This is a genomic window from Chromobacterium haemolyticum, assembly GCF_002081825.1.
Lineage (GTDB): Bacteria > Pseudomonadota > Gammaproteobacteria > Burkholderiales > Chromobacteriaceae > Chromobacterium > Chromobacterium fluminis.
On record NZ_MUKU01000002.1, the window covers coordinates 122,324 to 147,429 of the forward strand.

Genomic DNA, 25,106 nt, shown 5'->3' on the forward strand with positions numbered 1-25,106 from the left:
TCTCTCATTGTGTATGTCTGTTGTTTTCCGCCTAGGCGCGTACGCGCCGACGCCCGAACGGCGGCGGAGGCCGGCCGGATCCTGGCCCGGTGATCCGGGCTTCGTGCTATGTCTGGGGCGAGGTGCGGCTACGCTCAGCCGGGCGGCGGGCTGCCGCTCATGGTGACCAGCGCGTCGAACAGTCTTTGCTGGCCGTCGTCGCGCTCGGCGGAGAGTTCGGGGTGCCATTGCACCGCGATCAACTGGGGAAAACCGGCGATTTCTATCGCCTCGATCACGCCGTCAGGCGCCCAGGCCACCGGCACCACCCCTAGGCCGGGGCGGTCTATCGCCTGGTGATGCCAGGATTGGGTGAGGACTTCGGTGCCTATCAGACCCGCCAGGCAAGAGCTAGCGGCGATGCGCACCGGGTGCGGCGTGGGCGCGCGCGGCGGCGCGCGATGGGGCACGGCTTCGCCCACCACGTCAGGCAGGTGCAGGTGCAGGCTGCCGCCCAGCACGGTGTTGAGGATTTGTAGGCCGCGGCAGATTGCCAGCGTCGGCAGCTTGCGTTGCAGCAGAGCGCGCGCCAGCGCGATTTCGGTGGCGTCGCGCTCCGGGCTGAGGTTGTAGATGGTTGGGTGGCCGCCGGCGTCGAAGCGGGCAGGGTCGATGTCGCCGCCGCCTATCAGCACCACGCCGTCCAGCTTGTCCAGCCAGCCGTCCACCATTTCCGGGCCCAGCGCCGGCAATTGCACCGGCGCGCCGCCGGCGCGCGCCACCGCCGCCACGTATTCCAGCGGCGTGTGGTAGCCGTGCTCGGGTGCTGCCGGGTAGGTGGTCAGGCCGATCAGCGGGCGCCTCATCACAGCCTGCCTTGCTGCGCGGCGAGGAAAATCGCGCGATAGTCGTTGGCGGATAGCGGAAGCGGGTTGCCGCCGTCGCTAGGGTCGGCCTTGGCCATGCGGCCGATGTCGGCGGCGGCGTCCGCGCCGATGCCGATCTCCGCCAGCGTGTGCGGAATGCCCAGGCCGGCGCGCAATTGCAGCACCCAGGCGAGGAAACCGTCGAAGCCGGCGTCGGCCAGGCCCAGGTAGCGGGCGGCGGCGGTCAGTCGTTCGGCTATCGCAGGCCGGTTGCGCACCAGCACATAGGGCAGCAGCACGGCGTTGGCCAGGCCGTGATGGGTATCGAACACCGCGCCGATGGGATGCGCCAGCGCATGCACGCCGCCCAGGCCTTTCTGGAAAGCCGTAGCGCCCATGATGGAACAGGACAACATCTGGGCGCGGGCTTCCAGATTGCCGCCGTCGGCGTGGGCCGCCGGCAGCCAGTCGTGCGCCAGCCGCATGCCTTCGAGCGCCACCCCTTGGGCGATGGGGTGGTAGAACGGCGAGCAGAAGGCTTCCAGATTGTGCACCAGCGCGTCGACGCCGGTGGCGGCGGTCAGCGCCGGCGGCAGGCCGACGGTCAGTTCCGGGTCCGCCAGCACCAGCTTGGGCAGCATGGCCGGATGGAAGATGATGACCTTGCGGTGCGCGGTCTCGTCGATGATCAGGGACGCACGGCCCACCTCGGAGCCGGTGCCGGCGGTGGTGGGCACCGCCAGCGTGGGCGCGACGCCGGCGGGATCGACGCGCAGCCAGTTGTCGCCCACGTCCTCGAAGTCCCACAGCGGGCGTTTTTGTCCGGACATCAACGCGATGGCCTTGCCCACGTCCAGCGCGCTGCCGCCGCCGACGGCGACCACCCCGTCATGGCGGCCGTCGCGGAAGGCGGCGACCCCGGCGTCGACGTCGCGGCCCACCGGATTGGGGCGCATATCGCTGAACAAGGCGGTCTCCAGACCGGCGTCGCTCAGCAAGCTCTGCAGCCGGGCCAGCATCGGCAGCCTGGCCAGGCCGGGGTCGGTGACCAGCAGCGGGCGGCGCATGCCCAATTCGCGGCACAGCGCTGGCAGTTCGGTGGCGCGGCCGGCGCCGAAGCGGATGCTGGTCGGATAATTCCAGTTGCCTTGCAGTTGCATCGCCTTACCCCTTGAGATGGAAGGATTTGACCCGGGTCAGTTGCTGGTAGCCCAGCGTGGACAGGGAAATGCCGCGGCCGGTGTCTTTGACCCCGGTCCAGGCCAGCGCCGGGTCCAGGTAGTCGCAGCGGTTCATGAACACGGTGCCGGTTTCCAGTTGTTGACCGAGATGGACGGCGGCGTCGCGGTCCGCGGTCCAGATCGAGGCGGTCAGGCCGTAGGCGCTGTCGTTCATCAAGCGCAGCGCCTCCTCGTCGGAGTCCACCGCCATGATGCCGATGACCGGGCCGAAGCTTTCCTCGCGCATCACGCTCATGGCGTGGTTCACGTCCACCAGCACCTGCGGGGCCAGATAGGCGCTGCCGGGCGCGTCGGCGGCGAAATGGCCGGCCGGAATCAACGCGCGCGCGCCGGCGGCCAGCGCCGCCTGGATCTGGCCGCGGACGAAGTCGGCGGCGCCGGCGCGCACCATCGGTCCCAGATTGGTGTCCGGGTCCAGCGGATGGCCGAAGCGATAGGTCCGGGTCAGTTCGACGAAGCCGTCTACGAAGTCGCGGTAACGCCCGCGCTGCACATAGATGCGCTCGATGCCGCAGCAGGACTGGCCGGAGTTGAAAAAGGCGCCGTCCACCAGGTTTTCTATCGCCGCCGGCAGGTCGGCGTCGGCGCGCACATAGGCTGGGTCCTTGCCGCCCAGTTCCAGGCCGACGCCGATGAAGCGCTCGGCGGCCGCCCTTTGCACCGCGCGGCCGCCGCTCACCGAGCCCGTGAAGGCGACGAAGTCGATCTCGGGCGCCGCCGTCAGTTTCAAGGTGGCGGCATGATCCAGCTCCAGGGTTTGGAACACGCCGATGGGCAGGCCGGCGGCGGCGCAGGCCTGGCGGAACAGGTCGGCGATCAGCGGGGTTTGCGAGGAATGCTTGAGCAGCACGCAGTTGCCGGCGGCCAGCGCCGGCGCGATGGTATTGATGGCGGTGAGGAAGGGGTAGTTCCACGGCGCCAGCACCAGCACCGTGCCCAGCGGTTCGCGGCGCAGCCAGCGTTCGAAGCCGGGCTTGGGCGCGGGGTGTAGGTCGGCCAGCGCTTCCTCGGCGATGTCCAGCATATGGCGGGCGCGCTCGGCCAGGCCGCCGATTTCGCCGGGGGACTGGCGGATGGGCCGGCCAATCTGGCGAGTGACGGCGTCGGCGCAGTCGCCCTTGTGGGCGATCAGCCAGTCCACCGCCCGGCCGATCAAGGCCTTGCGTTCGGCCAGCGGGGTGGCGCGCCAGCCGGCTTGGGCGGCGCGGGCGGCGTCCAGCGCGGCCTGGGTCTGGACCGGGCTGGTATAGCTGCGCTGCAGCAGCGCGGAACCGTCCAGCGGGGTGATGACGGAGTAGTTTTCGCTCATTTAGATGATCTCGAAGTAGCGTTTCAATTCCCAGTCGGTGACATGGCGCTGGAACTCGCGCTCCTCCCATTCGCGGGTGGCGGCGAAGTGATCGACGAAGTCGTCGCCGAACCAGTCGCGGGCGGCGGCGGAGCCGCGCAGCGCTTGAGCGGCCTCCCACAAGGTGCGGTGCAGTTTCAGATGGGGCGGCGCGTCCAGCAGATAGCCGTTGGCGCTGACCGGTTCTTCCGGCTCGATGCGGTGTTCGATGCCGTAGAGGCCGGCGGCCAGGCCGCTGGCCAGCGCCAGATAGGGGTTGCTGTCGGCGCCGGGCAGGCGGTATTCGACGCGTTGCGATTTGGCGCTGCCGGGAATCGCGCGGATGGCCACGGTGCGGTTGTCCACGCCCCACAGCGAGCTGGTGGGTGCCCAGTAACCGGGCACCAGCCGGCGGAAACTATTGACCGTGGGTGCGGCCAGGCTCATGAATTCCGGCATCAGTCGCTGGATGCCGCCGATGAAGTGGCGCATGGCGTCGCTGATCGCGTGTTCGCGGCCCGGCTGGTGGAAGGCGCTGTCGCCGCCGTCGCGGCGGCGCAGCGAGATGTGGATGTGGCCGCCCTGGCCGGATTGCTCCTGGTGCCACTTGGCCATATAGCAGAGCATGCGCCCCTGTTTCTCCGCCAGCACCTTGGAGAAGGTTTTGAAACAGACGGCGTTGTCGGCGGCGCGCAGGGCGTTGTCCACGCACAGCGCGGCTTCTAGCGCGCCGGGTCCGGTTTCCTCGTGCAGGCCCTCGATAGGCATTTGCATCCGCTCGCACAGGTCCAGCAGCGCGCGGTAGAAGTCGGTGTTCACCGAGCTGCGTAGGATGGAGTAGCCGAAGGCGCCGCTGCCCAGCGGCTTGGGGTGCTGGTAGAGACGCTGTTGCAGCGCGTCGTTGTCTTCGTCCACCGCCAGAAATTCGTATTCGAAGCCAGCCAGCACGTCAAAGCCCATGTCGCGCGCGCGCTCCAGCACCCGGCGCAGCAGGCCGCGCGGACAGAGGCTCTCCAGCCGGCCCACCACCTCGCCCTGGACGAAGATCATATCGCCTTCCAGCGGCAGGTCGCGGCAGGATTCGGGAATCAGCCGCACCTCGGCGTCGCCGTAGCCGCGGCCCCAGCCGGTGAGCAGGGTGTTGTCGTACAGCTTGTCACCCACGTCCCAGCCGAACACCACGTCGCAGAAACCGAAGCCTCCTTCCAGCGCGCACAGGAATTTGTCGCGCGACATGTATTTGCCGCACATCACCCCGTCCATGTCCACCAGGCCCACCTTGATCTGGTTCAGGCGGCGTTCTTCGATCAAAACCTTCAAATCCGCGATTGTCTTTACGTCGCGTGCTTCCATCGCTGTCTCTCCCTGATTGCCGCGGTCTAACTTCCCCGATACCGGCCGAGCGTTCATCGTCTGGCTTGCAACTATCTGTTTTGATAGCGGTTTTTCGCTGCCTTTTGGGCCGCTTCCTTGTCGCCTGCATGTTGTTTGGATAGTATTATTCGTTAAAAAAAAATGAATCAAGCCAAATTTGTAATAAATATTAGAATCGGGCCGGCAGTGTGGGCGCAATGACACAATGCCGTTTTTACGCCGGCGCTGTTATGCTGCGCGGCACGACGGCAGTCGTGCATCGCCAAAGGGGCAACAGAATGAGTCAAAGCCGCTCGATCGCGGAGCAAGTCCGCGCGCTGTTCGAAGCGCTGACCCCCACCGAACGCAAGGTGGGACGGGCGCTGCTGGCCAACTATCCGGTGGCTGGCTTGGAAACCATCGCGCAATGGGCGCAGCGCGCCGACGTCAGCGGCCCGACCGTATTGCGTCTGATTGGCAAGTTGGGCTTCGACAGTTACGCCGCGTTTCAGGGCGCCTTGCGCGACGAACTGGAATTGCGGCTGCAGTCGCCGTTAATGCGCCACGATCCGGGGCAACTGCAGGGCGATCACGATTTTCTGGCCAGCCACGCCGAGCGCATCGTCGATTTGATGCGGCAGACTGCGGCTCAGGTGCCGCGCGCGGAGTTCGACGGGGCGGTGGACCTACTGGGCGAGCGCAAGCACCGGATCTGGCTGCTGGGCGGGCGGCTGACCGATCCGCTGGCGGCTTATCTTTGCCATCATCTGAAAGTGGTGCGGCCGGACGTGGTGCATTTGCGCGGCGTGCCGGCGAGTTGGGCGGATTCGCTGGTGGATATGGGACGGCACGACGTACTGGTGATCTTCGACATCCGCCGTTACTGGGACGACGCGCTGCGCATCGCGGAAATGGCGGCGCAGCGCAAGACCAGCGTGCTGCTGTTCACCGACCAATGGCTGTCGCCGGTGGCGCGGGTGGCGCGCTACACCCTGGCGGCGCACACCGCCGGACCGGCCGGCTGGGACAGCAACACGCCGCTGATGATGCTGGTGGACGCGGTGATCGCCGCCTTGAACGCGCGGCATTGGGACCGCATCAGCGGCCGGCTCAAGGAGGTGGAAGCGATGCGGGCGCGTTTGGGCGAAGGCGGCGAGGGCAACGAACGGGCGGCCGAGTGACAAGGGCGGAGCCAGCCTCTAAAATGTCGGCATCAAGCATTATTAGGAATATTTCATGCCGTCTTTCGATATCGTGTCCGAAGTGAACAAGGTGGAAGTGCGCAACGCCGTGGAGCAAGCCAATAAAGAGGTGTCCACCCGTTACGACTTCAAGGGCAGCGACGCCCGCATCGAAACCGGAGACAAGGAACTGACCTTGTACGCCGACGCCGAGTTTCAACTGGACCAGGTCAACGACATTTTGGTGAACAAGCTGTCCAAGCGCGGCGTGGACGTGCGCTGCATGGAGTACGGCAAGCTGGAAAAAGTCAGCGGCAACAAGGTGAAGAAAGTGCTGACGGTGAAAGAAGGGCTGGAGTCCGACCTGGCCAAGAAAATCGTCAAACTGATCAAGGACGCCAAGCTCAAGGTGCAGGCCAGCATTCAGGGCGAAGCGGTGCGCGTGTCCGGCGCCAAGCGCGACGTGCTGCAGGAATGCATTGCGCTGATGCGCAAGGAAATCGCTGACGACAAGGAAAACGGCTTCCCGCTGCAGTTCAACAACTTCCGCGACTGAACGCCGTTCTTCGACGAGAAAAAGGAGCCGGCCGGCTCCTTTTTTCATGGCTAGCGTTTAATAGGCCGCGGCGCGACGCAACTGCAACCGCTCCCATACCAGCCGCGCCTGTTCCTCCTCGGCGGCGCCGGTGGGCGGCAGCGGCAGCCGGCATTGGCCCACCGGCAGACCCTGCACCCGCAGCATGGCTTTCACCGACATCGAAAACACCGAAGCGTCGGTGTTGGAGAAGGCGAAGGATTCCTGCAAGCCGGCGTTGACGCGCCGCGCCTGCGCCGTGTCGCCCTGTTCGAAGGCGGCGATCATGCGGGCGAATTCCGGACCGGTCCAGTGGGTGGAGGTGCCGACCACGCCCACCGCGCCCACCGCCAGCAAGGGCAGGGTCAGCGCGTCGTCGCCGGAATAGAGCGCGAAATGCTCGCCGGCGGCGGCTACCAGCGCGGCGGCCGCGGCCGGGTCGCCGGTGGCGTCCTTGAAGGCGACGATATTGTCCACTTCGCGGAACAGCCGCAGCAGCACGTTGGCGGCGATGCGGCGGCCGGTGCGGCCCGGCACGTCGTACACCATCAGCGGCAGCCGGGTGGCTGCGGCCACTGCGCGGAAATGAGCCTCGATGCCGGCTTGTGGCGGGCGGTTGTAATAGGGACCGACCACGAAAACGCCGGCGGCGCCCAGGTCGGAGGCTTCGCGCGTCAGCGCGATCGCGTGTTCGGTATGGCTGCTGCCGGTGCCGGCCAGCACCGGGATGGTCACGGCTTCCCTGACCGCGCGTACCAGATCGCGCCGTTCCTCGTCGCTCAGCGTCGGCGCTTCGCCGGTAGTGGCCGCCACCACCAGGCCGTCGCTGCCGTTGGCTGCCAGGTGTTTGGCCAGTTGCCGCGCCGCGTCCAGGTTCAACCGGCCGGCCTCGTCGAAGGGCGTGACCATGGCGGTCAGCACCTTGCCCCAATGTTCTGTCATTTTGCTTCCTTTGTTCTTCTTGGCCGCCTTGACGGCGGCTGAGGCTGATTCTACTCCTTATCGCACAGCCTTTCCCTTGGTTTCAGCCCAGGCAGGCGCTGAGCGCCGCCTCCAGCTCCGGGCGCAGCGCGGGCAGATCGGCGGCGGAGCCCTGGCTCAGCAAGGCTTGGGAGATTGCGCCGTAACAGAGGCAGTGAGCCATGCGCGCGGCGGCCTCCAGCCGCGGCGGCGGCTCGACGGCGCCGGCCAGCGCGGCGCGCCAGATGTCCACGTATTGCTGGTAATGGCGGCGGTAGGCCTCCAGCGGGGACACTTTCCGCTCCAACTGGAACAAAGCGCTCCAGGCCGCGGCTTGGCGCTGCACTGTATCCAGTTGCAAGGCTAGCAGCGCGGTGGCGATCTCGCGGCGGTCCGCGCCGCGGCAGGCGGCGGCTTTACGACGCAAAGCGTCGGCCAGGGCATGCACATGCTGGTGAATGCTCAGCGCGGCCAGGCCGTCCATATTGCGCACGTAAAGGTAGAAGGTGCCGACCGCCACGCCGGCGACGGCGGCCACTTCGCGCACTGTGGTCTTGGCGTAGCCGCGTTCCAGCAAAACCTGAACAAAGGCCTGTTGCAGCGCAATAAGGCTGGCGCGCGAGCGCGATTGGCGTGGCCGCCGGCGCGTGGCCGGCGCGGCCTGCTCGGCTTGCTGCGCCGCGGTGGGGGAAACCCGAACATGTCGCATCGCCGCTTTCCTTATACTTTCGTCATGGCCGCTGCGCGGCGCGAGGGAGACGGAACCATGATCTGGCAAACCCATGAAGTGAGCAACCAGTACGAAGAACTGGCGGACTACTCGCTGTACGACAGCGACCCGGCCTTGCGCGAGGCGCTGCTGCGCGCCGACGCGGGCTGGGCCGAGGCCGGGCTGCGCGCTTACGGCGAGCGTATGGGGATGGCGGACAGCTTCGAATTGGCCGAGCAAGCCAACCGCCATGCGCCGGAGTTGCGCGCCTTCGACCGCCGCGGCCGCCGCCTAGACCAGGTGGACTACCATCCCGCCTGGCACCAGTTATTGGCCTTGTACCGAGAGCAGGGCCTGGTGAGCCTGCCTTTCGACAGCCAACGGCCTGGCCGCTGGACCGCGACGATGGCCGGCCTCTATCTGCACGGTCAGGTGGAGGGCGGCAGTTTGTGTCCGGCGACAATGACCCAGGCCGCCATTCCCTTGTTGCGACGCGAGCCGGCGCTGTGGGCGCAACTGGGCGACAAACTGTTCAGCCGCGTTCACGACAGCCGCGATTTGCCGCTGGAGCGCAAAGCGTCGGCCTGGATAGGCATGGGTATGACCGAGAAGCAGGGCGGCTCCGACGTGCGCGCCAACACCACGCAGGCGACGCCGCTGGGCGCCGGCGGCCGCGGCGGAGAATATCGGTTGCGCGGCCACAAATGGTTCTGGTCCGCGCCGATGTGCGATGCTCACCTGGTGGTAGCCAAAACCGCCGATGGCGCGCCATGCTGCTTCTACCTGCCGCGCTGGCGGCCGGACGGCGAGCGCAACGCGGTGCGGATCCAGCGTCTGAAGGACAAGGTGGGCAACCGCAGCAACGCCGGCTGCGAGGTAGAGTTTCAAGATGCCTGGGGCGTGTTGATCGGCGAGGAGGGGCGCGGCATTCCCACCATCATCGAAATGGCCGGCTACACTCGGCTCAACTGCGTGATCGGCAGCGCCGCGCTGCTGCGCCAGGGCACGGTGCAAGCTTTGGCCTACGCACGGCGGCGCATGGCCTTCGGCAAGCGCTTGGCCGAGCAGCCGCTGATGCGCGCGGTGCTGGCGGACTTGGCCTTGGAGAGCGAGGCGGCGCTGCAGTTGGCGGCGCGCCTGTCCGAAGCCTTCGAGCGCGATGACGCGCCGGCGCAGCGGGGCTGGAAACGCATCGTCACGCCGGCGGCCAAGTTTTGGGTGTGCAAGCGAGCGGTGGAGCTTAGCGGAGAGGCGATGGAGGTGTTTGGCGGCAACGGCTACGTTGATGGACCGATGGCGCGTCTGTATCGCGAAGCACCGCTGAATTCGATTTGGGAGGGCTCCGGCAATGTGATGTGCCTGGATGTGATCCGCGCCTTGCAACGCGAGCCTGAAGCCTGGCAGGCGCTGTTGGAGGATTTGGCCGCCTTGTCCGGCGGCGAGCCGGCGCTGGCCGCGGCGCTGGTGCAATTGCGCGAGCTGGCTGCCAGGCCGGCCGAGCTGGAGCCCCTGGGACGGCGCTTCGCCCAATTGCTGGCGCTGACCGCGCAGGCCTGCCTGTTGACATGCCATGCGCCAGCGGCGCTGAGCCAGGGGTTCATCGCCAGCCGTTTGAGCGATGGGCAGTGGGGGCGGGTGGCCGGCGCGCTGGATGCTAATCGCTTGCAGATCGAAGCGATCCTGCAGCGCGCCTTGCCCGATTGAGACAGGCGGCGCGGATATGTTGACCCATTTCGACGAACTGGCCGCGGCGCGGCCGCAGCGGACCTTGTTGCGTTACCAGGGCTGCGCCTTCAGCTACGGCGCGGTGAGCGCGGCCAGCCGCCGCACCGCCGCGGTATTGCGTGCGCACGGCGTGGCGCGAGGCGACCGGGTGGCTTTGATGTGTTTCAACACTCCGGCCTTCGTTGAGATGTTGCTCGGCGCCTGGCGGCTGGGCGCCGCCGTGGTGCCGGTGAACCACAAACTGCAGGCGGAGGAGGTGGATTACATTCTGGCGCATTGCGACGCGGCGCTGAGCGTGTTCGACGGCGAGCTCGCGCCGGTGTGGCGACGCGTGCGTCATCGGGCGCCGGCCTTGAGCACCGGCCTGGCCTTGGCCGGCTGGCCGGATTTCGACGCGGAAGCGGCGGCCGCGGACGGCTTTGAGGGCGAGACGCCGGCGCCGGAGGGCCTGGCGGAAGTGTTGTACACCTCCGGCACCACCGGCCGCCCCAAGGGCTGCATGCTCAGCCACCGCGGTGTGCGCCGCGCGGCGGAAGCCGCCCGCGCCGGGCTGAGCCTGGACGGCGACGAGGTCTTTTTGCTGGCGATGCCGATCTGGCACGCGTCGCCGCTGAACAACTGGCTTGCCGGCACCCTGTTGGCCGGCGGCACGGTCGCTTTGCTGCGCGAATACCGGCCGCTGGATTTCCTCGAAACGGTGGCGCGTGAGCGCGTCACGGCTTACTTCGGCGCGCCGGTGTCCTATCTGCTGCCCTTGCAGACGGTGCCGGATTTCGAACGCTTCGATCTATCCAGCGTGCGGGCCTGGATTTACGGCGGCGGGCCGATAGGCGCGGACACCGCGCGGCGGCTGATGACGGCCTATCGCTCCAACAATTTCTATCAAGTCTACGGCATGACCGAAACCGGGCCGGCGGGCAGCGTGCTGCGGCCGGACGAGCAATTGGCCAAGGCCGGGTCGATAGGCCGGTGCGGGTTGCCTGGGGTGGAGCTGCGGCTGGTGCGCGCTGGTCGTGACTGCCGCGCCGGCGAGGTGGGCGAAATCTGGCTGCGCGCCGACAGCCTGATGCAAGGCTATCTGAACGACGAGGCCGCCACGCGGCAAGCCTTGGCCGGCGACGGCTGGTATCGCAGCGGCGACCTGGCGCGGCGGGACGCCGACGGCTATTGCTTCATTGTCGACCGGATCAAGGACATGATCGTCAGCGGCGGCGAGAATGTTTATTCCAAAGAGGTGGAGGACGTCTTGCTAGGCCACCCGGCGGTGGCGGACGCGGCGGTCATCGGCGAGCCGCATCCGGACTGGGGCGAAACCGTCGTCGCCTATGTAGTGGCGCAGCCGGGCGAACCGCCCAGTGGCGAGGCGCTGGCCGATTACCTGGCCAGCCGCCTGGCGCGTTACAAGATTCCGCGCCGCTTCCATTTTGTGGAGCGGCTGCCGCGCACGCCCACCGGCAAGCTGCAGAAGTATCTGCTGCGGCGCGAGGCGCCAGGCGGGAAAGGCGCTTGAGTGTCGGCGCTTCAGAGATCGCCAGGCACACGCACCCAGCCTTCCATCAGCACCCGCGCGCTGCGGCTCATGACCGCCTTGCTCACGGCCCAGACACCGTTTTCCTGACGCGCTTCGGCGCCGACGCGCAAAGTGCCGGAAGGGTGGCCGAAGCGCACCATCCGGCGCTTGCCGCCGCCGGCAGCCAGATTGACCAGGGTGCCTGGAATCACCGCCGCGGTGCCGATGGCCACCGCGGCGGTGCCCATCATCGCGTGGTGCAGCTTGCCCATGGACATCGCCCGCGCCAAGAGGTCGATGTCGGAGGCGCGCACCGGCTTGCCGCTGGAGGAAAGGTAGTCGGCCGGCGGTGCGACGAAGGCGATTTTGGGCGTGTGCTGGCGGTTGGCGATGTCGTCCAGCGTCTTGATCAGGCCCATCTTCAGCGCGCCGTGGGCGCGTATGGTTTCGAAGCGCGCCAGCGCCGCCGGATCGGCGTTGATCGCGTCCTGCAGTTCGGCGCCGCTGTAGCCGATGTCGGCGGCGTTGACGAAGATGGTGGGAATGCCGGCATTGATCAGCGTGGCAGGGAAGGCGCCGACGCCAGGCACTTCCAGCGTGTCTACCAACCGACCTGTGGGGAACATCGCGCCGCCGTCGCCGTCGCCTTCATCGGCCGGATCCAGGAATTCCAGCGCCACTTCGGCGGCGGGGAAGGTGACGCCGTCCAGCTCGAAATCGCCGGTCTCCTGTACCTGGCCTGCGCTGATGGGCACGTGGGCGATGATGGTCTTGCCGATATTGGCCTGCCAGATGCGCACCGTGCAGAAGCCGTCGACGGGAATGCGCGCCGGGTCGATCAGACCGCCGGCTATGGCGAAGGGGCCGACCGCGGCGGACAGATTGCCGCAGTTGCCGCTCCAGTCGACGAAGGCTTTGTCTATGCCGACTTGGCCAAACAGGTAGTCGACATCGTGACCCGGGCGAGAGGAGGGGGATACGATCACGGTCTTGCTGGTGCTGGAGCTGGCCCCACCCATGCCGTCTATCTGTTTACCGTAAGGGTCCGGGCTGCCGATCACGCGCAGCAGCAGCGCGTCGCGCGCCGCGCCCGGCTGGCGCGCGGCCTCCGGCAGGTCTTGCAACCGGAAGAACACGCCCTTGCTGGTGCCGCCGCGCATATAGGTGGCGGGGATGCGGATCTGGGCTGCTGGAGTCATATGCTGTTTTTCCTGTGATTGCGGTGGTTCCGTTGCCGGGACGCCGTCGTGTTTATTGTGCCCTGACACTAAGTTCTTTGTCATATTACTTCAAGAGCGGCATCCCGATTGTGCAGAATATCGTTGTTCCCGAAGCGCGTGATTCGGAAGCCTTGCGTCTGCAGCCAAGCGTCGCGCGGCGTCATAAATCTTGCGGTATCGCCCCTCTCTCATTGCGGGAGAGGGGCCGGAGGAGAGGAGATTAGCCTTTCGCCCCCTCCAAAAAGTCCTGAGCGAAACGCTGCAACACGCCGCCAGCCTCGTAGATCGACACTTCTTCCGCGGTGTCCAGCCTACAGGTCACCGGTACTTGCGCAGTGTCGCCGTTCCGGCGGCGGACCAGCAGCGTCAGCTCAGCGCGCGGCTGGCGACGGCCGATCACGTCGTAGGTCTCGCTGCCGTCCAGCGCCAGCGTCTTGCGATTGACGCCGGGCTTGAACTCCAGCGGCAGCACGCCCATGCCGATCAGATTGGTGCGGTGGATGCGTTCGAAGCCTTCGGCGACGATGGCCTCGACGCCGGCCAGGCGCACGCCCTTGGCCGCCCAATCGCGCGAGCTACCCTGGCCGTAGTCGGCGCCGGCGACGATGATCAGCGGCTGCTTGCGCCGCATATAGGTTTCGATCGCCTCCCACATCCGCATCGTCTTGCCTTCTGGTTCCACGCGCGCCAGCGAGCCCTGGCGTACCGAGCCGTCCTCGTTCAACACCATTTCATTGAACAGCTTGGGGTTGGCGAAGGTGGCGCGCTGCGCGGTCAGGTGGTCGCCGCGGTGGGTGGCGTAGGAATTGAAGTCTTCCTCCGGCAGGCCCATCTTCGCCAGATATTCGCCGGCGGCCGAGTCCAGCAGGATGGCGTTGGAAGGCGACAAGTGGTCGGTGGTGATGTTGTCCGGCAGCAGGGCCAGAGGGCGCATGCCGCGCAGCGTGCGCTCGCCGGCCAGTGCGCCCTCCCAGTACGGCGGGCGACGGATATAGGTGGACTGCGGCCGCCAGGCGTACAGCGGGCTGGCCTTGGCGGTGGTGTCGCGGCGAATGGCGAACATCGGTTCGTACACCTGACGGAAATGCTCGGGCTTGACCGCCTGGCGCAGCACCGCGTCTATCTCCGCGTCGTCCGGCCAGATGTCCTTGAGCCGGATCTCCTTGCCGTCGGCGACGCCGAGCACGTCTTTTTCGATGTCGAAGCGCATGGTGCCGGCAATGGCGTAGGCAATGACCAGCGACGGCGAAGCCAGGAAGGCTTGCTTGGCGTAGGGGTGGATGCGGCCGTCGAAGTTGCGGTTGCCGGACAGCACCGCCGTCGTGTACAGGTCGCGCTCCACGATTTCCTGCTGGATTTTGGGTTCCAGCGCGCCGGACATGCCGTTGCATGTGGTGCAGGCGAAGGCGACGATGCCGAAGCCCAATTGCTCCAGCTCGGACAGCAGGCCGGCTTCCTTCAAATAGAGCTCAACCGCCTTGGAGCCCGGCGCCAGCGAGGACTTCACCCACGGCTTGCGGGCGAGGCCCAGCCGGTTGGCGTTGCGCGCCAGCAGGCCGGCGGCGATCACATTGCGCGGGTTGGAGGTATTGGTGCAGCTGGTGATGGCGGCGATGATTACCGCGCCGTCCGGCATCAGGCCCTGGGCCTCCTGCGCGCGGGCCTGCGCCAGATTGACGGCGATGCCGCGTTCGGCCAGCGCCGACACCGGCAGCCGCTTGTGCGGATTGGACGGGCCGGCCAGGTTGCGGCTCACGCTGGACAGGTCGAAGCGCAGCACTCGCTCGTACACGACGTTTCGCAGCGTATCGGCCCACAGGCCGGCGGTCTTGGCGTAGCTTTCCACCAACTGGACTTGCTCGTCGCTGCGGCCAGTCAGCTTCAGGTAGGAGATGGTTTGTTCGTCGATGAAGAACAGCGCCGCGGTGGCGCCGTACTCCGGCGCCATATTGGAGATGGTGGCGCGGTCGCCCAAGGTCAGCGCCGCCGCGCCCGCGCCGTAGAATTCCAGATAAGCGCCAACCACTTTCTGCTGGCGCAGAAATTCGGTCAGTGCCAGCACCACGTCGGTGGCGGTGATGCCGGGACCGGGCTTGCCGGACAGCTCCACGCCGACGATGTCAGGCAGCCGCATCCAGGAGGCGCGGCCCAGCATCACGTTTTCCGCTTCCAGGCCGCCGACGCCGACGGCGATCACGCCCAGCGCGTCCACGTGCGGGGTGTGGCTGTCGGTGCCGACGCAGGTGTCCGGGTAGGCCACGCCGTGGTCGGCGTGGATCACCGGCGACATCTTCTCCAGATTGATCTGGTGCATGATGCCGTTGCCGGCGGGGATCACGTCGACATTGTCGAAGGCGCTCTTGGTCCACTCGATGAAATGAAAGCGGTCTTCGTTGCGCCGGTCTTCGATCGCGCGGTTCTTCTCGAAAGCTTGCGGGTCGAAGCCGCCGCATTCCACCGCCAGCGAGTGATCGACGATCAATTGCACCGGCACCACCGGGTTGACCTGGGCCGGGTCGCCGCCCTGGTCGGCGATGGCGTCGCGCAGGCCGGCCAGGTCGACCAGCGCGGTCTGGCCCAGGATGTCGTGACAGACCACGCGCGCCGGGAACCAGGGGAAGTCGCGCTCGCGCTTGCGATGGGCGATCTGCTCCAGGCATTCGCCCAGCAGCGCAGGATCGCAACGGCGCACCAGGTTTTCGGCATGCACGCGGCCGGTATAGGGCAGTTGCTCCCAGGCGCCGGGGCGGATGGCGTTAACGGCGGCGCGGGCGTCGAAGTAGTCGAGCCCGGTGCCGGGCAGGGGAATGCGGTAAGCGGAATTCATCATGTCTTGGCCAATTTGAAAATCAGGGGTGGGAGCGCGGGGGCTCCCGGTCCGGTCAGCGCTGTTCCAGCGGTACGAAGACCTGGTCTTCCGGGCCGATGTAATTGGCGCTGGGGCGGATGATCTTGCCGTCCTGACGTTGCTCGATCACGTGCGCGCTCCAGCCGCTGGTGCGGGCGATCACGAACAAGGGAGTAAACATGGCGGTGGGCACGCCCATCATGTGGTAACTGACCGCGGAAAACCAGTCCAGATTGGGGAACATCTTCTTGATGTCCCACATCACGGTTTCCAGGCGTTCGGCGATGTCGAACATCTTGCTGTTGCCGGCGGACTTGGACAGTTCGCGCGCCACCTCCTTGATCACCTTGTTGCGCGGATCGGAAATGGTGTAGACCGGGTGGCCGAAGCCGATGACCACTTCTTTGCGTTCCACGCGTTCGCGAATGTCCGCCTCGGCCTCGGCCGGGGTTTCGTAGCGCTGCTGGATGTCGAAGGCCACTTCATTGGCGCCGCCGTGTTTGGGGCCGCGCAGCGCGCCAATGGCGCCGGTGACGGCGCTGTACAGATCTGAGCCGGTGCCGGCGATGACGCGGGCGGCGAAGGTGGAGGCGTTGAATTCATGCTCGGCGTATAGATTGAGCGAGGTATGCATTGCGCGTACCCATTCCTGCGACGGTTTTTCGCCGTGCAGCAGGTGCAGGAAGTGACCGCCTATGCTGTCGTCGTCGGTTTCCACCTCGATGCGCTTGCCGTTGTGGCTGAAGTGGTGCCAGTACAACAGCATGGAGCCCAGGCTGGCCATCAGCCGGTCGGCGATATCGCGCGCGCCGGCCTGGTTGTGATCGTCCTTCTCCGGCAGCGCGCAACCCAGCGCGGACACGCCGCTGCGCATCACGTCCATCGGGTGGGCGCTAGCCGGAAGCGCCTCCAGCACCGCCTTCACCGCAGCCGGCAGGCCGCGCAGCGACTTCAGCTTTTTCTTATAGCCGACCAGCTCGGCCTTGTTCGGCAGCTTGCCGTGCACCAGCAGGTAGGCCACTTCTTCGAACTCGCAGCGTCCGGCGAGGTCGAGGATGTCGTAGCCGCGGTAGTGCAGATCATTGCCGCTGCGGCCCACGGTGCACAGCGCGGTGTTGCCGGCGGCGACGCCGGACAGGGCTACGGATTTTTTGGGTTTGATGCCAACAACGGTTTCGCTCATGCTTTTCTCCTGATCGCAGACCTGCGGAATGATTATTTTTCGTAGAAAACGGCCAGCCAGACGCTGTCCTGCCCAGGCGCGCTCCAGGCCACGCGGTGGCGTTGGCGCGGCGCTATGGCCATGCAATCGCCGGGCTCCAATCTGAGGCGCCGCGGCGGGTCCTGGTATTCCAGCTCCGCCGCGCCGGACAGCAACAGCACCCATTCTTCTTCGTCCTGCTCATACCAGAATCCGTCCGGCGAAGCATGGCCGCGCGAGACGATGCGTTCGACGCGGAATCCTTTCGCGCCGCTGAATAAAGTCTGCAGCAACTCTTCCGGCAGCTCGCCCGGGATGTCTGCAAGCAGATTATTCGGCACCATGACCTTCCTGGCGGAACAGCGCGTCCAGTTTTTGTTCGTAGGCGTGGTAGTCCAGATGGCTATAAAGTTCTGCGCGCGTTTGCATCGTGCCCAGCACCGCTTGCTGACCGCCGTCGCGGCGGATCGCGCCGTAGACGCCGAGCGCGGCCTGGCTCATCGCGCGGAAAGCGGACAAGGGATAGAGCACCAGGCCGACGCCGTGTTCGCCCAGCTCGCGAGTGTTGAACAGCGGGGTGGCGCCGAACTCGGTGATATTGGCCAGCACCGGCACTTTCACCGCTTCGGCGAAGCGGCGGTACATCGCCAGCTCGGTCATCGCCTCCGGAAAAATCATGTCTGCGCCGGCCTCGACGCAGGCGACGGCGCGCTCGATGGCGGCGTCAAGCCCTTCGACCGCCAGCGCGTCGGTGCGCGCCATGATCACGAAGCCGTCGTCGCGACGCGCATCCACTGCCGCCTTGACGCGATCCACCATTTCGTCCTGGCTGACGATGGCCTTGTTGGGGCGGTGGCCACAACGCTTCTGCTGTACCTGGTCCTCGATGTGCACCGCGGCGGCGCCGGCTTTCTCCAGGCTGCGGACCGCGCGGGCAATATTGAAGGCGCCTCCCCATCCGGTGTCGATGTCCACCAGAAGAGGCAGCTCGGTCACGTCGGTGATGCGGCGCACGTCGATCAGCACGTCTTCCAGCGTGGTGATGCCCAGGTCCGGAATGCCGCAGGAGCAGGCGGCTACGCCACCACCGGACAGATACAGGGCTTTGAAGCCGGAGTGTTCGGCCAATCGGGCGGCGTAGGCGTTGACCGCGCCCACCACCTGCAAGGGCTGTTCTTGTGCTACCGCCTGACGGAAGCGTTGGCCGGGAGTGCTCATCGCGTTGGATTCCTTTATTGCAAGACAAAGCCATGGCCCGGAAGCGCGAAGGCGGTTCAAGGAACTATTGGCTTTGATTGTTATCTCTATGTCATTCAAGCAAGTGCTTGGTAGGAGTGTAAGGGCTGGTTTGCGCGCTGGCAATACGGTTAAAACAAATGTTCAAGTTTTGTCCGAGGTCTGTTATGTTTCGCAGCTGAATCGCGTGGGGGAACTCATCGCAAGCGCGGTGGTCTAGTCACAGTCCACATAAACGACCACAAACACGACAGTGGGCAAATCAGGGAGCATAACAACGACATGAGTGATCGGGATCTCGATCAACAGTTGGTGGAGCGTGCCCAGCGAGGTGAAAAAAGAGCTTTCGATCTGCTTGTTGCCAAGTATCAGCGACGTCTCGCCAGGTTGTTGTCGCGGTTTATCCGCGACGGCGCTGACATCGAGGATGTGACGCAAGAAGCGTTTATCAAAGCGTATCGTGCCTTGCCGTCGTTTCGTGGCGAGAGCGCGTTTTACACATGGCTGTACAGAATCGGCATCAATACTGCCAAGAATTTCCTTAGCGCCTCCGGACGTCGTCCGGTGGTCAACAGCGAGATAGAGGACGAGGACGGTGAAAGCTTCGACATGACGTCGCAGCTGCCTGACCTGAATACGCCCGAAACCGAGCTGATGAACAAGGAGATTCTGGCAACGGTCAATGCCGCCGTGGAGGCTTTGCCGGAGGAATTAAGAACCGCAATTTCGCTCAGGGAAATGGACGGTCTATCCTACGATGAAATCGCCAAGGTGATGGATTGCCCGATAGGCACCGTGCGCTCGCGGATTTTCCGGGCGCGCGAGGCGATTGCTGCCGAGCTCAGGCCTTTGCTGGATACGGCCAAGAACAGAAGGTGGTAGGTATGAAAGAAACGATATCCGCGATGATGGATGGCGAACTGGACGACACGGACATAGCCAGAGCCATCGCTTCTATTTCATCTGACAAGCAACTGGATGCCGCCTGGGGCGAGTATCACTTGATTGGCGACGCGATGCGCGCCAACCGCATGGTTGCGCTCAACGTGCGAGAGCAGGTCGCCAGCCGGCTGGCGGACGAGCCCACGGTGCTTGCGCCGCGGCGCTGGTTGCGTCCGGCTCGCGCCCGCACCGCCGGCGCGGTGGCGCTGGCCGCCAGCGTCAGCTTCGCCGCCGTGGTGGGCTGGCAGCAGCTGACGCATCGCGGCGAGCCGGCTTCGTTGGTGGCGGACAAGGGCGTTCCGGTGCAAGTGGCCCAGCCGGCGCAAGCCAGCCAACCCGAGCGCGACGACCCCTATCTGCTGGCTCATCAGGAAGTGACCTCCGAACAAGGCAATATGAAAGTATCCTACGGAAACGGAGCTCGCCGTTAAATGCGTGTAATTCCTCTGATCAGCTTGATGGTTGTGGCGGCGGCGCCTGCCGCCCATGCAGAGGATGACTGGCAGCTGCTGCGCAATGTGGCGGCTGCCGGACGCCAGCAGGCGCTGAACGGCACCTATCTGCACCAGATGAACGGCACGCTGGAAACCTTCCACATCGTTAGGGAAGGCCAAGGCGACGCCATGCGGGAGAAGCGGACGTCCTTGGACGGGCCTTCTCGCGAAATTGTCCGCAAAGGCAATGAGTTGGCCTGTTTCGCGCCGGACAAGAAAGCCTTGAACGCGGCCAAGATCAGCGCGATGCGCTTGTTTCCTGCCTTGTTGCCGGAAGACATGAGCGAGATCAATCAGTCGTATTCGCTCAAGCACGTCGGCAGCGACAGGGTGGCGCAGCGCGATTGCAATCTGCTGGAACTGCGGCCCAAGGACAGGCAGCGTTACAGCCTGCGCATGTGCGTGGAGCCGCTGACCTCCCTGCCTTTGAAAATGGTGACCTTGTCGCCCAAGGGCGAAGCGGTGGAACAGTTTACTTTCACCGACATCGACCTGACCGGCCCCAAAGACAAGCGCGCCTATCGGCCCAAGTTCGCGCAGAAGTTCTTGTTGCGTTCGGGCGCCGCCTCCATGCCGCAGGCCGGCGCGCAGGTGGACAACGATGTGTCCGGGCTGCCCAACGGCTTCCATTTGCTGCGTTCGGTACAGCGCAGCTTGCCGGGCCAGGCGGGCAAGTCGGTGCGCCACATGGTGTATTCCGATGGCCTGGTGATGCTGTCGTTGTTTGTCGAGACGCAGCCGGAAGGCGCACGCCTGGAGCGCAGCAGCAACCTGCACGGCGCCATCAATATGGCTACCGGCCCGCAGGGCAGCTACCAGTTGACCGCGGTGGGCGACATGCCCGAGCCGGCGATGATGGGGCTGTTGAAAGGGTTGAAAGTCAGCCTTAAGCCATGATGGCCAAGCCCGCCGACGTTTCCGCGAGCCCGTCCGGAGGCCTGGTCTCCGGCGGTGCGCTTGCGCGGAGCGGGTCGGATAGGGCTCGAGCCGGCGCTTTGTCGCCGGCTCGCCTGTTTTTCTTGGCGGCGAACCTTACGGCTGGGCGCCTGGCGCGCGACCGATTCGACGCCGAAATCCGTCAGCCGGTTTTCGCCGGCACGTCTTAACCACAACATATCAAGATGGAGCGCTCATGTCGGTTAAAAAACTGATTGTTTCCGCCATGCTGGCGGCCTCTATTATGGCGGGCTCTGCGCCCGCTGCAATGGCCGCGGAACTGCCGGACTTCAGCCAGATCGTCTCTAACGAGGGCAAGGCGGTGGTCAATATCAGCACCAAGTCCACGGTGCGCGAGGTCAGCAACGATTTGCCAGAGGGCATGAGCGGCGACCCGTTCTTTGAATTCTTCCGTCGTTTCGCGCCGCCGCGCGCCCAGGAGCGGCAGGAGTCGTCACTGGGTTCCGGCTTTATCATTTCCGCCGACGGCTATGTGTTGACCAACGCCCATGTGGTGGCCCGCGCCGATGAAATTACCGTCAAGCTGACGGACAAACGAGAGTACAAGGCCAAGGTGATAGGCTCCGACGCCCGCACCGACGTGGCGTTGTTGAAAATTGAAGCGGACAAGCTGCCGGTGGTGCGCCGCGGCGACGCCAATGCCTTGAAAGTGGGTGAAGGGGTGTTGGCCATCGGCTCGCCGTTCGGCTTTGAGAACACCGCCACTTCCGGCATCGTTTCCGGCAAGAACCGCATGCTGCCGGATGAAACCTTCGTGCCCTTTATTCAGACCGACGCCGCGATTAATCCCGGCAACTCCGGCGGCCCGCTGTTCAACGCCAGGGGCGAAGTGGTGGGCGTCAACTCCCAGATCTTCAGCCGTTCCGGCGGTTTCATGGGTATTTCCTTCGCCATCCCCATTGACGTGGCGATGGATGTGGTGGCTCAGCTGAAGGCCAAGGGCCATGTCAGCCGCGGCAAGATCGGCGTGGTGATTCAGGAGTTGAGCCAGGATCTGGCCGCCTCCTTTGGCTTGGCCAAGCCGGCCGGCGCCTTGATCAATGCGGTGGAGCCGAACGGTCCGGCGGCCAAGGCCGGCGTCAAGCCAGGCGACATCATCCAGCAGGTGGATGGCAAGCCGGTGGAATCCGGTTCTGATCTGCAGCGGCTGATCGGCAGCATTCCCCCCGGCAAGCCGGTGATCTTGGGTCTGTGGCGCACCCGCGCGGCCATCTCCGTCAAGGTGGTGCCGGTGGAGCAGCAGGATCAGGACCCGAGGCTGGCCCAGCGCGAATACCGCGGCGCGCAGCAGGAGCGGCCGGCCGAGCAGAGCTTCTCCCAAATCGGCCTGCGGCTGCAGGTGCTGAATCCGGCTCAGCTGCAGCGCGCCGGCATCAAGTACGGCCTGCTGGTGCGCGGCGCCAATAATGTGGCGATGCGTGCCGGCATTCAGCCGGGCGACGTGATCGTGGGCATCGGCAGCGAGCCGCTGGCCAATGTCGAGCAACTGAAGTCCGCCTTGTCCGCGGCCAAGAAGGGCTCGTCGATCGCGCTGCAAGTGCTGCGCCAGGGGATTACCCAGTTCATCCCGTTGCCGGTGGGCGACGGCAAGTGAGGCTGACGCTGTATTTTCGCGAGTACTGCAGCTTGTGCCATCAGATGTTGGCCGAGCTGCAGCCTTGGCGCGAACGCTATGGCTTTGAGCTGGACGTCGTCGACGTCGACGCCGACCCGGAGCTGGAGCGGCGATTCAACGAGCTGGTGCCGGTTCTGATGGAGGATGAGACCGAAATCTGCCATTGGCGTCTGGATCAAGCCGCATTGGCTGCACATTTGGGCGAAATCGGCTAAAATCCGCGCCAGTGTGAGTTTATGTCGGGGGCACTGGGGTGCCCCCGCTTGCTGGATGGGCTGTTAACGGCTTTAGAGGTCGCAATCCTGATGATGGGCCGCTTTCATCAGGCCCGCGGCTTCCATCGGCAGTTCCGGGCACGCTAGCGTGCCCTTATCTTTTGCTGGATATCATGAAAAACATTCGAAATTTCTCGATCATTGCCCATATCGACCATGGCAAATCGACCCTGGCCGACCGCTTCATTCAATTCTGTGGCGGCCTGGAAATGCGCGAAATGAGCGCCCAGGTGCTGGACTCGATGGACATCGAGAAAGAGCGCGGCATCACCATCAAGGCGCAGACCGCGGCCTTGAGCTATAAAGCTCGCGACGGCCAGGTCTACAACCTGAACCTGATCGACACCCCGGGACACGTGGACTTTTCCTACGAAGTGTCGCGCTCGCTGTCCGCTTGCGAAGGCGCGCTGCTGGTGGTGGACGCCTCGCAAGGCGTGGAAGCGCAGACCGTGGCCAACTGCTATACCGCCATTGATCTGGGCGTGGAAGTGGTGCCGGTGCTGAACAAGATCGACCTTCCGGCCGCCGAACCGGAGCGGGTCAGCCAGGAAATCGAAGACATTATCGGCATCGAGGCTGCGGATGCGGTGCGCGCCTCGGCCAAGTCCGGCATCGGCATCGAGGACATCCTGGAAGAAGTGGTCAGCAAGGTTCCGCCGCCAAAGGGCGATGCGGGCGGTCCTCTGAAGGCTTTGATCGTCGACTCCTGGTTCGACAACTACGTCGGCGTGGTGATGCTGGTGCGCGTGATCGACGGTTCGCTGAAGCCCAAGGACAAGATCAAGTTCATGGCCACTGGCGCCGAGCATCTGTGCGAGCAGGTGGGCGTGTTCACGCCTAAATCCGTCCAGCGTCAGAGTCTGAACGCGGGCGAGGTGGGCTTCGTCATCGCCGGCATCAAGGAGTTGAAATCGGCCAAGGTCGGCGACACCATCACCCTGGTGTCCAAGCCAGCCACCGAGGCGCTGCCGGGCTTCAAGGAAGTGCAGTCCCAAGTGTTCGCCGGTCTGTATCCAGTGGAAAGCCACGATTACGAAGCGCTGCGAGACGCGCTGGAAAAACTGCAGCTGAACGACGCTTCGCTGAAGTACGAGCCGGAAGTGTCTCAGGCGCTGGGCTTCGGTTTCCGCTGCGGCTTCCTCGGCCTCCTGCACTTGGAGATTGTGCAGGAGCGCCTGGAGCGCGAGTTCGACATGGACCTGATCACCACCGCGCCGACGGTGAACTACGAAGTGGTGATGAAGGATGGCACGATGGAAGTGGTGTCCAACCCGTCGCGGATGCCGGACGCCGGCAAGTACGAGGAGTTGCGCGAACCCATCATCACCTCCACCATTCTCGTGCCTCAAGACTATGTCGGCGCGGTGATGACGCTGTGCAACCAGAAGCGCGGCGTGCAGCGCAATATGCAGTACATGGGCCGCCAAGTGATGCTGACCTATGATCTGCCAATGAACGAAGTGGTGATGGACTTCTTCGACAAGCTGAAGTCCACCAGCCGCGGCTACGCCTCGCTGGATTACGAGTTCAAGGAATTCCAGAGCGCCGATCTGGTCAAGCTGGATGTGTTGGTCAATGGCGAGAAGGTGGACGCGTTGTCGCTGATCGTGCACCGCGCCTCCAGCGTCTACCGCGGCCGCGAACTGGTGTCCAAGATGCGCGAACTGATTCCGCGCCAGATGTTCGACATCGCGGTGCAGGCGGCCATCGGCGGCCACATCATCGCCCGCGAGACGGTCAAGGCTTTGCGCAAGAACGTGTTGGCCAAGTGCTACGGCGGCGACATCACCCGCAAGAAAAAGCTGCTGGAGAAGCAGAAAGCGGGCAAGAAGCGCATGAAGCAGGTGGGCAACGTGGAAATTCCGCAGGAAGCATTCCTGGCAATTCTTCAAGTAGGGGACAAATAAGTGGGCGGAAATCTGTTCTGGGTGTTTGTCGTGGCGGTGGCGATCGGCGGCATGCTGATCGCTTTTGGCGGCAAGAAGCAAGAGGGCGCCAAGGATTGGCCGCAGGCGGTGCAGTGGGGCTACCTGGCGGTGCTGATTGGCGGCTTTGGCCTGCTGTCCAACTACATGAGTTTCACCGCGGTGATGCTGGTCTTCGTGTTGATCACCGGCGCGGTATGGTTGGCGGACAAGCTGGTGTTGGCCAAGCGCCGCGCCGCCGAGACCCCGGCCGGCCATTTCGTTGATTATTCGCGCGGCTTCTTTCCGGTGATCCTGGTGGTGTTCCTGCTGCGCTCTTTCATTGCCGAGCCGTTCCAGATCCCCAGCAGTTCGATGCGTCCGGGCCTGGTGGTCGGCGATTTCATCCTGGTGAACAAATTCACCTACGGTCTGCGCGTGCCGGTGTTGAACACGGTGTTCGCATCGGTGGACAAAGTGGAGCGCGGCGACGTGGTGGTGTTCAATTTCCCGCCCAACCCCAAGGTCAACTACATCAAGCGCGCCATCGGTCTGCCGGGCGACGTGGTCGAGTATCGCGACAAGCGTCTGACCGTCAACGGCAAGCCGCTGCCGGACGCCGACGACGGCAACTACGAGTATTTGGAGCAGGGCCTGATGATGGTCAACGCCAAGCGTTACAAGGAAACCATGGGCCAGCGCACTTACTCCGTGCTGAACAACGAAGGTTCGCCTACCGTAGCCTTGAGCCAAGTGCAGGACTTCCCGTTCCGCGACAACTGCCGCTATGATGACAATGGTTTTGTCTGCAAGGTGCCGGCCGGCCATTACTTCATGCTGGGCGACAACCGCGACAACAGCCTGGACGGCCGCTACTGGGGCTTCGTCGATGACAAGCTGATGGTGGGCAAAGCCTTCATGATCTGGATGAACTTTGGCGATCTGTCGCGCATTGGCAAAACCATTCACTGATAAACGCAAGATCGCAA

23 protein-coding genes are annotated in these 25,106 nt (G+C 64.9%); 11 read left to right on the forward strand and 12 right to left on the reverse strand.

Features of this window, described 5'->3' with window-relative positions; all coding sequences use genetic code 11:
* Positions 1 to 134: 134 nt before the first annotated feature.
* Genes B0T39_RS01790 through B0T39_RS01805 form a run of 4 tightly spaced genes read right to left on the reverse strand, consistent with a single transcriptional unit; the run spans position 135 to position 4,766 of the window.
* Positions 135 to 845 (reverse strand): gamma-glutamyl-gamma-aminobutyrate hydrolase family protein, encoded by a 711-nt coding sequence (locus tag B0T39_RS01790; protein WP_081544532.1) that lies wholly within the window; start codon positions 843 to 845, stop codon positions 135 to 137.
* Complete coding sequence (locus tag B0T39_RS01795; RefSeq protein ID WP_081544533.1) at positions 845 to 2,005, reverse strand: iron-containing alcohol dehydrogenase; 1,161 nt, start codon at positions 2,003 to 2,005, stop codon at positions 845 to 847. Before B0T39_RS01795 ends, B0T39_RS01790 begins: the two co-directional genes overlap by 1 nt.
* 4 nt (positions 2,006 to 2,009) lie before the next feature.
* Positions 2,010 to 3,395, reverse strand: a complete 1,386-nt coding sequence (locus B0T39_RS01800; protein WP_081544534.1) for an aldehyde dehydrogenase family protein — start codon at positions 3,393 to 3,395, stop codon at positions 2,010 to 2,012.
* Positions 3,396 to 4,766, reverse strand: a complete 1,371-nt coding sequence (locus tag B0T39_RS01805) for a glutamine synthetase family protein (protein ID WP_081544535.1) — start codon at positions 4,764 to 4,766, stop codon at positions 3,396 to 3,398.
* A 299-nt stretch (positions 4,767 to 5,065) separates the two neighbouring features.
* On the opposite strand from B0T39_RS01805, the gene B0T39_RS01810 reads away from it, so the two are divergent.
* Both B0T39_RS01810 and B0T39_RS01815 read left to right on the forward strand, forming a co-directional pair.
* Positions 5,066 to 5,947 carry a MurR/RpiR family transcriptional regulator gene (locus B0T39_RS01810; protein ID WP_176219459.1) on the forward strand — a complete coding sequence of 294 codons (882 nt, stop codon included), beginning with the start codon at positions 5,066 to 5,068 and terminating at the stop codon, positions 5,945 to 5,947.
* 55 nt (positions 5,948 to 6,002) lie between these two features.
* Positions 6,003 to 6,503 carry a YajQ family cyclic di-GMP-binding protein gene (locus B0T39_RS01815; protein WP_019099884.1) on the forward strand — a complete coding sequence of 167 codons (501 nt, stop codon included), beginning with the start codon at positions 6,003 to 6,005 and terminating at the stop codon, positions 6,501 to 6,503.
* Positions 6,504 to 6,560: 57 nt separating this feature from the next.
* Here the strand turns inward: B0T39_RS01815 and dapA are convergent, their stop codons facing one another.
* Both dapA and B0T39_RS01825 read right to left on the reverse strand, forming a co-directional pair.
* Complete coding sequence (gene dapA, locus B0T39_RS01820) at positions 6,561 to 7,463, reverse strand: 4-hydroxy-tetrahydrodipicolinate synthase (RefSeq protein ID WP_081544537.1); 903 nt, start codon at positions 7,461 to 7,463, stop codon at positions 6,561 to 6,563.
* An 82-nt stretch (positions 7,464 to 7,545) separates the two neighbouring features.
* Complete coding sequence (locus B0T39_RS01825; RefSeq protein WP_081544538.1) at positions 7,546 to 8,190, reverse strand: TetR/AcrR family transcriptional regulator; 645 nt, start codon at positions 8,188 to 8,190, stop codon at positions 7,546 to 7,548.
* A 57-nt stretch (positions 8,191 to 8,247) separates the two neighbouring features.
* Between B0T39_RS01825 and B0T39_RS01830 the strand changes: the two genes are divergently transcribed.
* Both B0T39_RS01830 and B0T39_RS01835 read left to right on the forward strand, forming a co-directional pair.
* The gene (locus B0T39_RS01830) at positions 8,248 to 9,894 is read left to right on the forward strand and encodes an acyl-CoA dehydrogenase family protein (RefSeq protein WP_081544539.1); all 1,647 of its coding nucleotides are present in this window, start codon (positions 8,248 to 8,250) and stop codon (positions 9,892 to 9,894) included.
* Between the two features lie 16 nt (positions 9,895 to 9,910).
* Positions 9,911 to 11,425: a class I adenylate-forming enzyme family protein gene (locus B0T39_RS01835; RefSeq protein ID WP_081544540.1), complete on the forward strand. Its 1,515-nt coding sequence runs from the start codon at positions 9,911 to 9,913 to the stop codon at positions 11,423 to 11,425.
* An 11-nt stretch (positions 11,426 to 11,436) separates the two neighbouring features.
* Here B0T39_RS01835 and prpF read toward each other — a convergent pair whose 3' ends face one another.
* The 6 genes from prpF to prpB all read right to left on the reverse strand — a co-directional run bounded on the left by prpF (position 11,437) and on the right by prpB (position 17,912).
* Positions 11,437 to 12,624 (reverse strand): 2-methylaconitate cis-trans isomerase PrpF, encoded by a 1,188-nt coding sequence (prpF, locus tag B0T39_RS01840; protein ID WP_081544541.1) that lies wholly within the window; start codon positions 12,622 to 12,624, stop codon positions 11,437 to 11,439.
* Positions 12,625 to 12,704: 80 nt separating this feature from the next.
* A complete protein-coding gene (locus tag B0T39_RS26445) occupies positions 12,705 to 12,809 on the reverse strand; it encodes a DUF559 domain-containing protein (protein WP_081544542.1) in 105 nt (34 codons plus the stop codon).
* A gap of 56 nt (positions 12,810 to 12,865) precedes the next feature.
* A complete protein-coding gene (gene acnD / locus B0T39_RS01850) occupies positions 12,866 to 15,475 on the reverse strand; it encodes a Fe/S-dependent 2-methylisocitrate dehydratase AcnD (RefSeq protein WP_439896874.1) in 2,610 nt (869 codons plus the stop codon).
* A gap of 52 nt (positions 15,476 to 15,527) precedes the next feature.
* The gene (gene prpC, locus B0T39_RS01855) at positions 15,528 to 16,676 is read right to left on the reverse strand and encodes a bifunctional 2-methylcitrate synthase/citrate synthase (RefSeq protein ID WP_081544543.1); all 1,149 of its coding nucleotides are present in this window, start codon (positions 16,674 to 16,676) and stop codon (positions 15,528 to 15,530) included.
* A 32-nt stretch (positions 16,677 to 16,708) separates the two neighbouring features.
* Positions 16,709 to 17,038, reverse strand: coding sequence for a cupin domain-containing protein (locus B0T39_RS01860; RefSeq protein WP_081544544.1), 330 nt, complete (start codon positions 17,036 to 17,038; stop codon positions 16,709 to 16,711).
* Positions 17,025 to 17,912, reverse strand: coding sequence for a methylisocitrate lyase (gene prpB / locus B0T39_RS01865; protein WP_081544545.1), 888 nt, complete (start codon positions 17,910 to 17,912; stop codon positions 17,025 to 17,027). Before prpB ends, B0T39_RS01860 begins: the two co-directional genes overlap by 14 nt.
* Positions 17,913 to 18,212: 300 nt before the next feature.
* On the opposite strand from prpB, the gene rpoE reads away from it, so the two are divergent.
* From rpoE to lepB, 7 genes are all read left to right on the forward strand, one after another.
* The gene (rpoE, locus tag B0T39_RS01870) at positions 18,213 to 18,812 is read left to right on the forward strand and encodes an RNA polymerase sigma factor RpoE (RefSeq protein WP_081544546.1); all 600 of its coding nucleotides are present in this window, start codon (positions 18,213 to 18,215) and stop codon (positions 18,810 to 18,812) included.
* Positions 18,813 to 18,814: 2 nt separating this feature from the next.
* Entirely contained in the window at positions 18,815 to 19,303 is a 489-nt protein-coding gene (locus tag B0T39_RS01875) for a sigma-E factor negative regulatory protein (RefSeq protein WP_081544547.1), read from the forward strand.
* Positions 19,304 to 20,263 carry a MucB/RseB C-terminal domain-containing protein gene (locus B0T39_RS01880; RefSeq protein WP_081544548.1) on the forward strand — a complete coding sequence of 320 codons (960 nt, stop codon included), beginning with the start codon at positions 19,304 to 19,306 and terminating at the stop codon, positions 20,261 to 20,263.
* Between the two features lie 235 nt (positions 20,264 to 20,498).
* A complete protein-coding gene (locus B0T39_RS01890) occupies positions 20,499 to 21,917 on the forward strand; it encodes a DegQ family serine endoprotease (protein WP_081544550.1) in 1,419 nt (472 codons plus the stop codon).
* Positions 21,914 to 22,153: a glutaredoxin family protein gene (locus tag B0T39_RS01895; RefSeq protein ID WP_081544551.1), complete on the forward strand. Its 240-nt coding sequence runs from the start codon at positions 21,914 to 21,916 to the stop codon at positions 22,151 to 22,153. The genes B0T39_RS01890 and B0T39_RS01895 overlap by 4 nt, the downstream gene beginning before the upstream one ends.
* 173 nt (positions 22,154 to 22,326) lie before the next feature.
* The gene (gene lepA, locus B0T39_RS01900) at positions 22,327 to 24,120 is read left to right on the forward strand and encodes a translation elongation factor 4 (RefSeq protein ID WP_081544552.1); all 1,794 of its coding nucleotides are present in this window, start codon (positions 22,327 to 22,329) and stop codon (positions 24,118 to 24,120) included.
* On the forward strand, positions 24,121 to 25,089 hold the full coding sequence (gene lepB, locus B0T39_RS01905; RefSeq protein ID WP_081544553.1) for a signal peptidase I: 969 nt from the start codon (positions 24,121 to 24,123) through the stop codon (positions 25,087 to 25,089).
* The last annotated feature ends 17 nt before the right edge of the window (positions 25,090 to 25,106 follow it).

Bases quoted from the DNA above. Each gene is read 5' to 3' on its own strand.
- B0T39_RS01805 (WP_081544535.1), bottom strand. From the start codon at position 4,766: ATGGAAGCACGCGACGTAAAGACAATCGCGGATTTGAAGGTTTTGATC.
- rpoE (WP_081544546.1), top strand. From the start codon at position 18,213: ATGAGTGATCGGGATCTCGATCAACAGTTGGTGGAGCGTGCCCAGCGA.
- B0T39_RS01800 (WP_081544534.1), bottom strand. From the start codon at position 3,395: ATGAGCGAAAACTACTCCGTCATCACCCCGCTGGACGGTTCCGCGCTG.
- prpB (WP_081544545.1), bottom strand. From the start codon at position 17,912: ATGAGCACTCCCGGCCAACGCTTCCGTCAGGCGGTAGCACAAGAACAG.
- B0T39_RS01880 (WP_081544548.1), top strand. From the start codon at position 19,304: ATGCGTGTAATTCCTCTGATCAGCTTGATGGTTGTGGCGGCGGCGCCT.
- B0T39_RS01875 (WP_081544547.1), top strand. From the start codon at position 18,815: ATGAAAGAAACGATATCCGCGATGATGGATGGCGAACTGGACGACACG.
- B0T39_RS01815 (WP_019099884.1), top strand. From the start codon at position 6,003: ATGCCGTCTTTCGATATCGTGTCCGAAGTGAACAAGGTGGAAGTGCGC.
- dapA (WP_081544537.1), bottom strand. From the start codon at position 7,463: ATGACAGAACATTGGGGCAAGGTGCTGACCGCCATGGTCACGCCCTTC.
- B0T39_RS01890 (WP_081544550.1), top strand. From the start codon at position 20,499: ATGTCGGTTAAAAAACTGATTGTTTCCGCCATGCTGGCGGCCTCTATT.
- B0T39_RS01795 (WP_081544533.1), bottom strand. From the start codon at position 2,005: ATGCAACTGCAAGGCAACTGGAATTATCCGACCAGCATCCGCTTCGGC.
- lepA (WP_081544552.1), top strand. From the start codon at position 22,327: ATGAAAAACATTCGAAATTTCTCGATCATTGCCCATATCGACCATGGC.
- prpC (WP_081544543.1), bottom strand. From the start codon at position 16,676: ATGAGCGAAACCGTTGTTGGCATCAAACCCAAAAAATCCGTAGCCCTG.
- B0T39_RS26445 (WP_081544542.1), bottom strand. From the start codon at position 12,809: ATGACGCCGCGCGACGCTTGGCTGCAGACGCAAGGCTTCCGAATCACG.
- B0T39_RS01810 (WP_176219459.1), top strand. From the start codon at position 5,066: ATGAGTCAAAGCCGCTCGATCGCGGAGCAAGTCCGCGCGCTGTTCGAA.
- B0T39_RS01790 (WP_081544532.1), bottom strand. From the start codon at position 845: ATGAGGCGCCCGCTGATCGGCCTGACCACCTACCCGGCAGCACCCGAG.
- B0T39_RS01860 (WP_081544544.1), bottom strand. From the start codon at position 17,038: ATGGTGCCGAATAATCTGCTTGCAGACATCCCGGGCGAGCTGCCGGAA.
- B0T39_RS01835 (WP_081544540.1), top strand. From the start codon at position 9,911: ATGTTGACCCATTTCGACGAACTGGCCGCGGCGCGGCCGCAGCGGACC.
- B0T39_RS01825 (WP_081544538.1), bottom strand. From the start codon at position 8,190: ATGCGACATGTTCGGGTTTCCCCCACCGCGGCGCAGCAAGCCGAGCAG.
- prpF (WP_081544541.1), bottom strand. From the start codon at position 12,624: ATGACTCCAGCAGCCCAGATCCGCATCCCCGCCACCTATATGCGCGGC.
- B0T39_RS01830 (WP_081544539.1), top strand. From the start codon at position 8,248: ATGATCTGGCAAACCCATGAAGTGAGCAACCAGTACGAAGAACTGGCG.
- acnD (WP_439896874.1), bottom strand. From the start codon at position 15,475: ATGATGAATTCCGCTTACCGCATTCCCCTGCCCGGCACCGGGCTCGAC.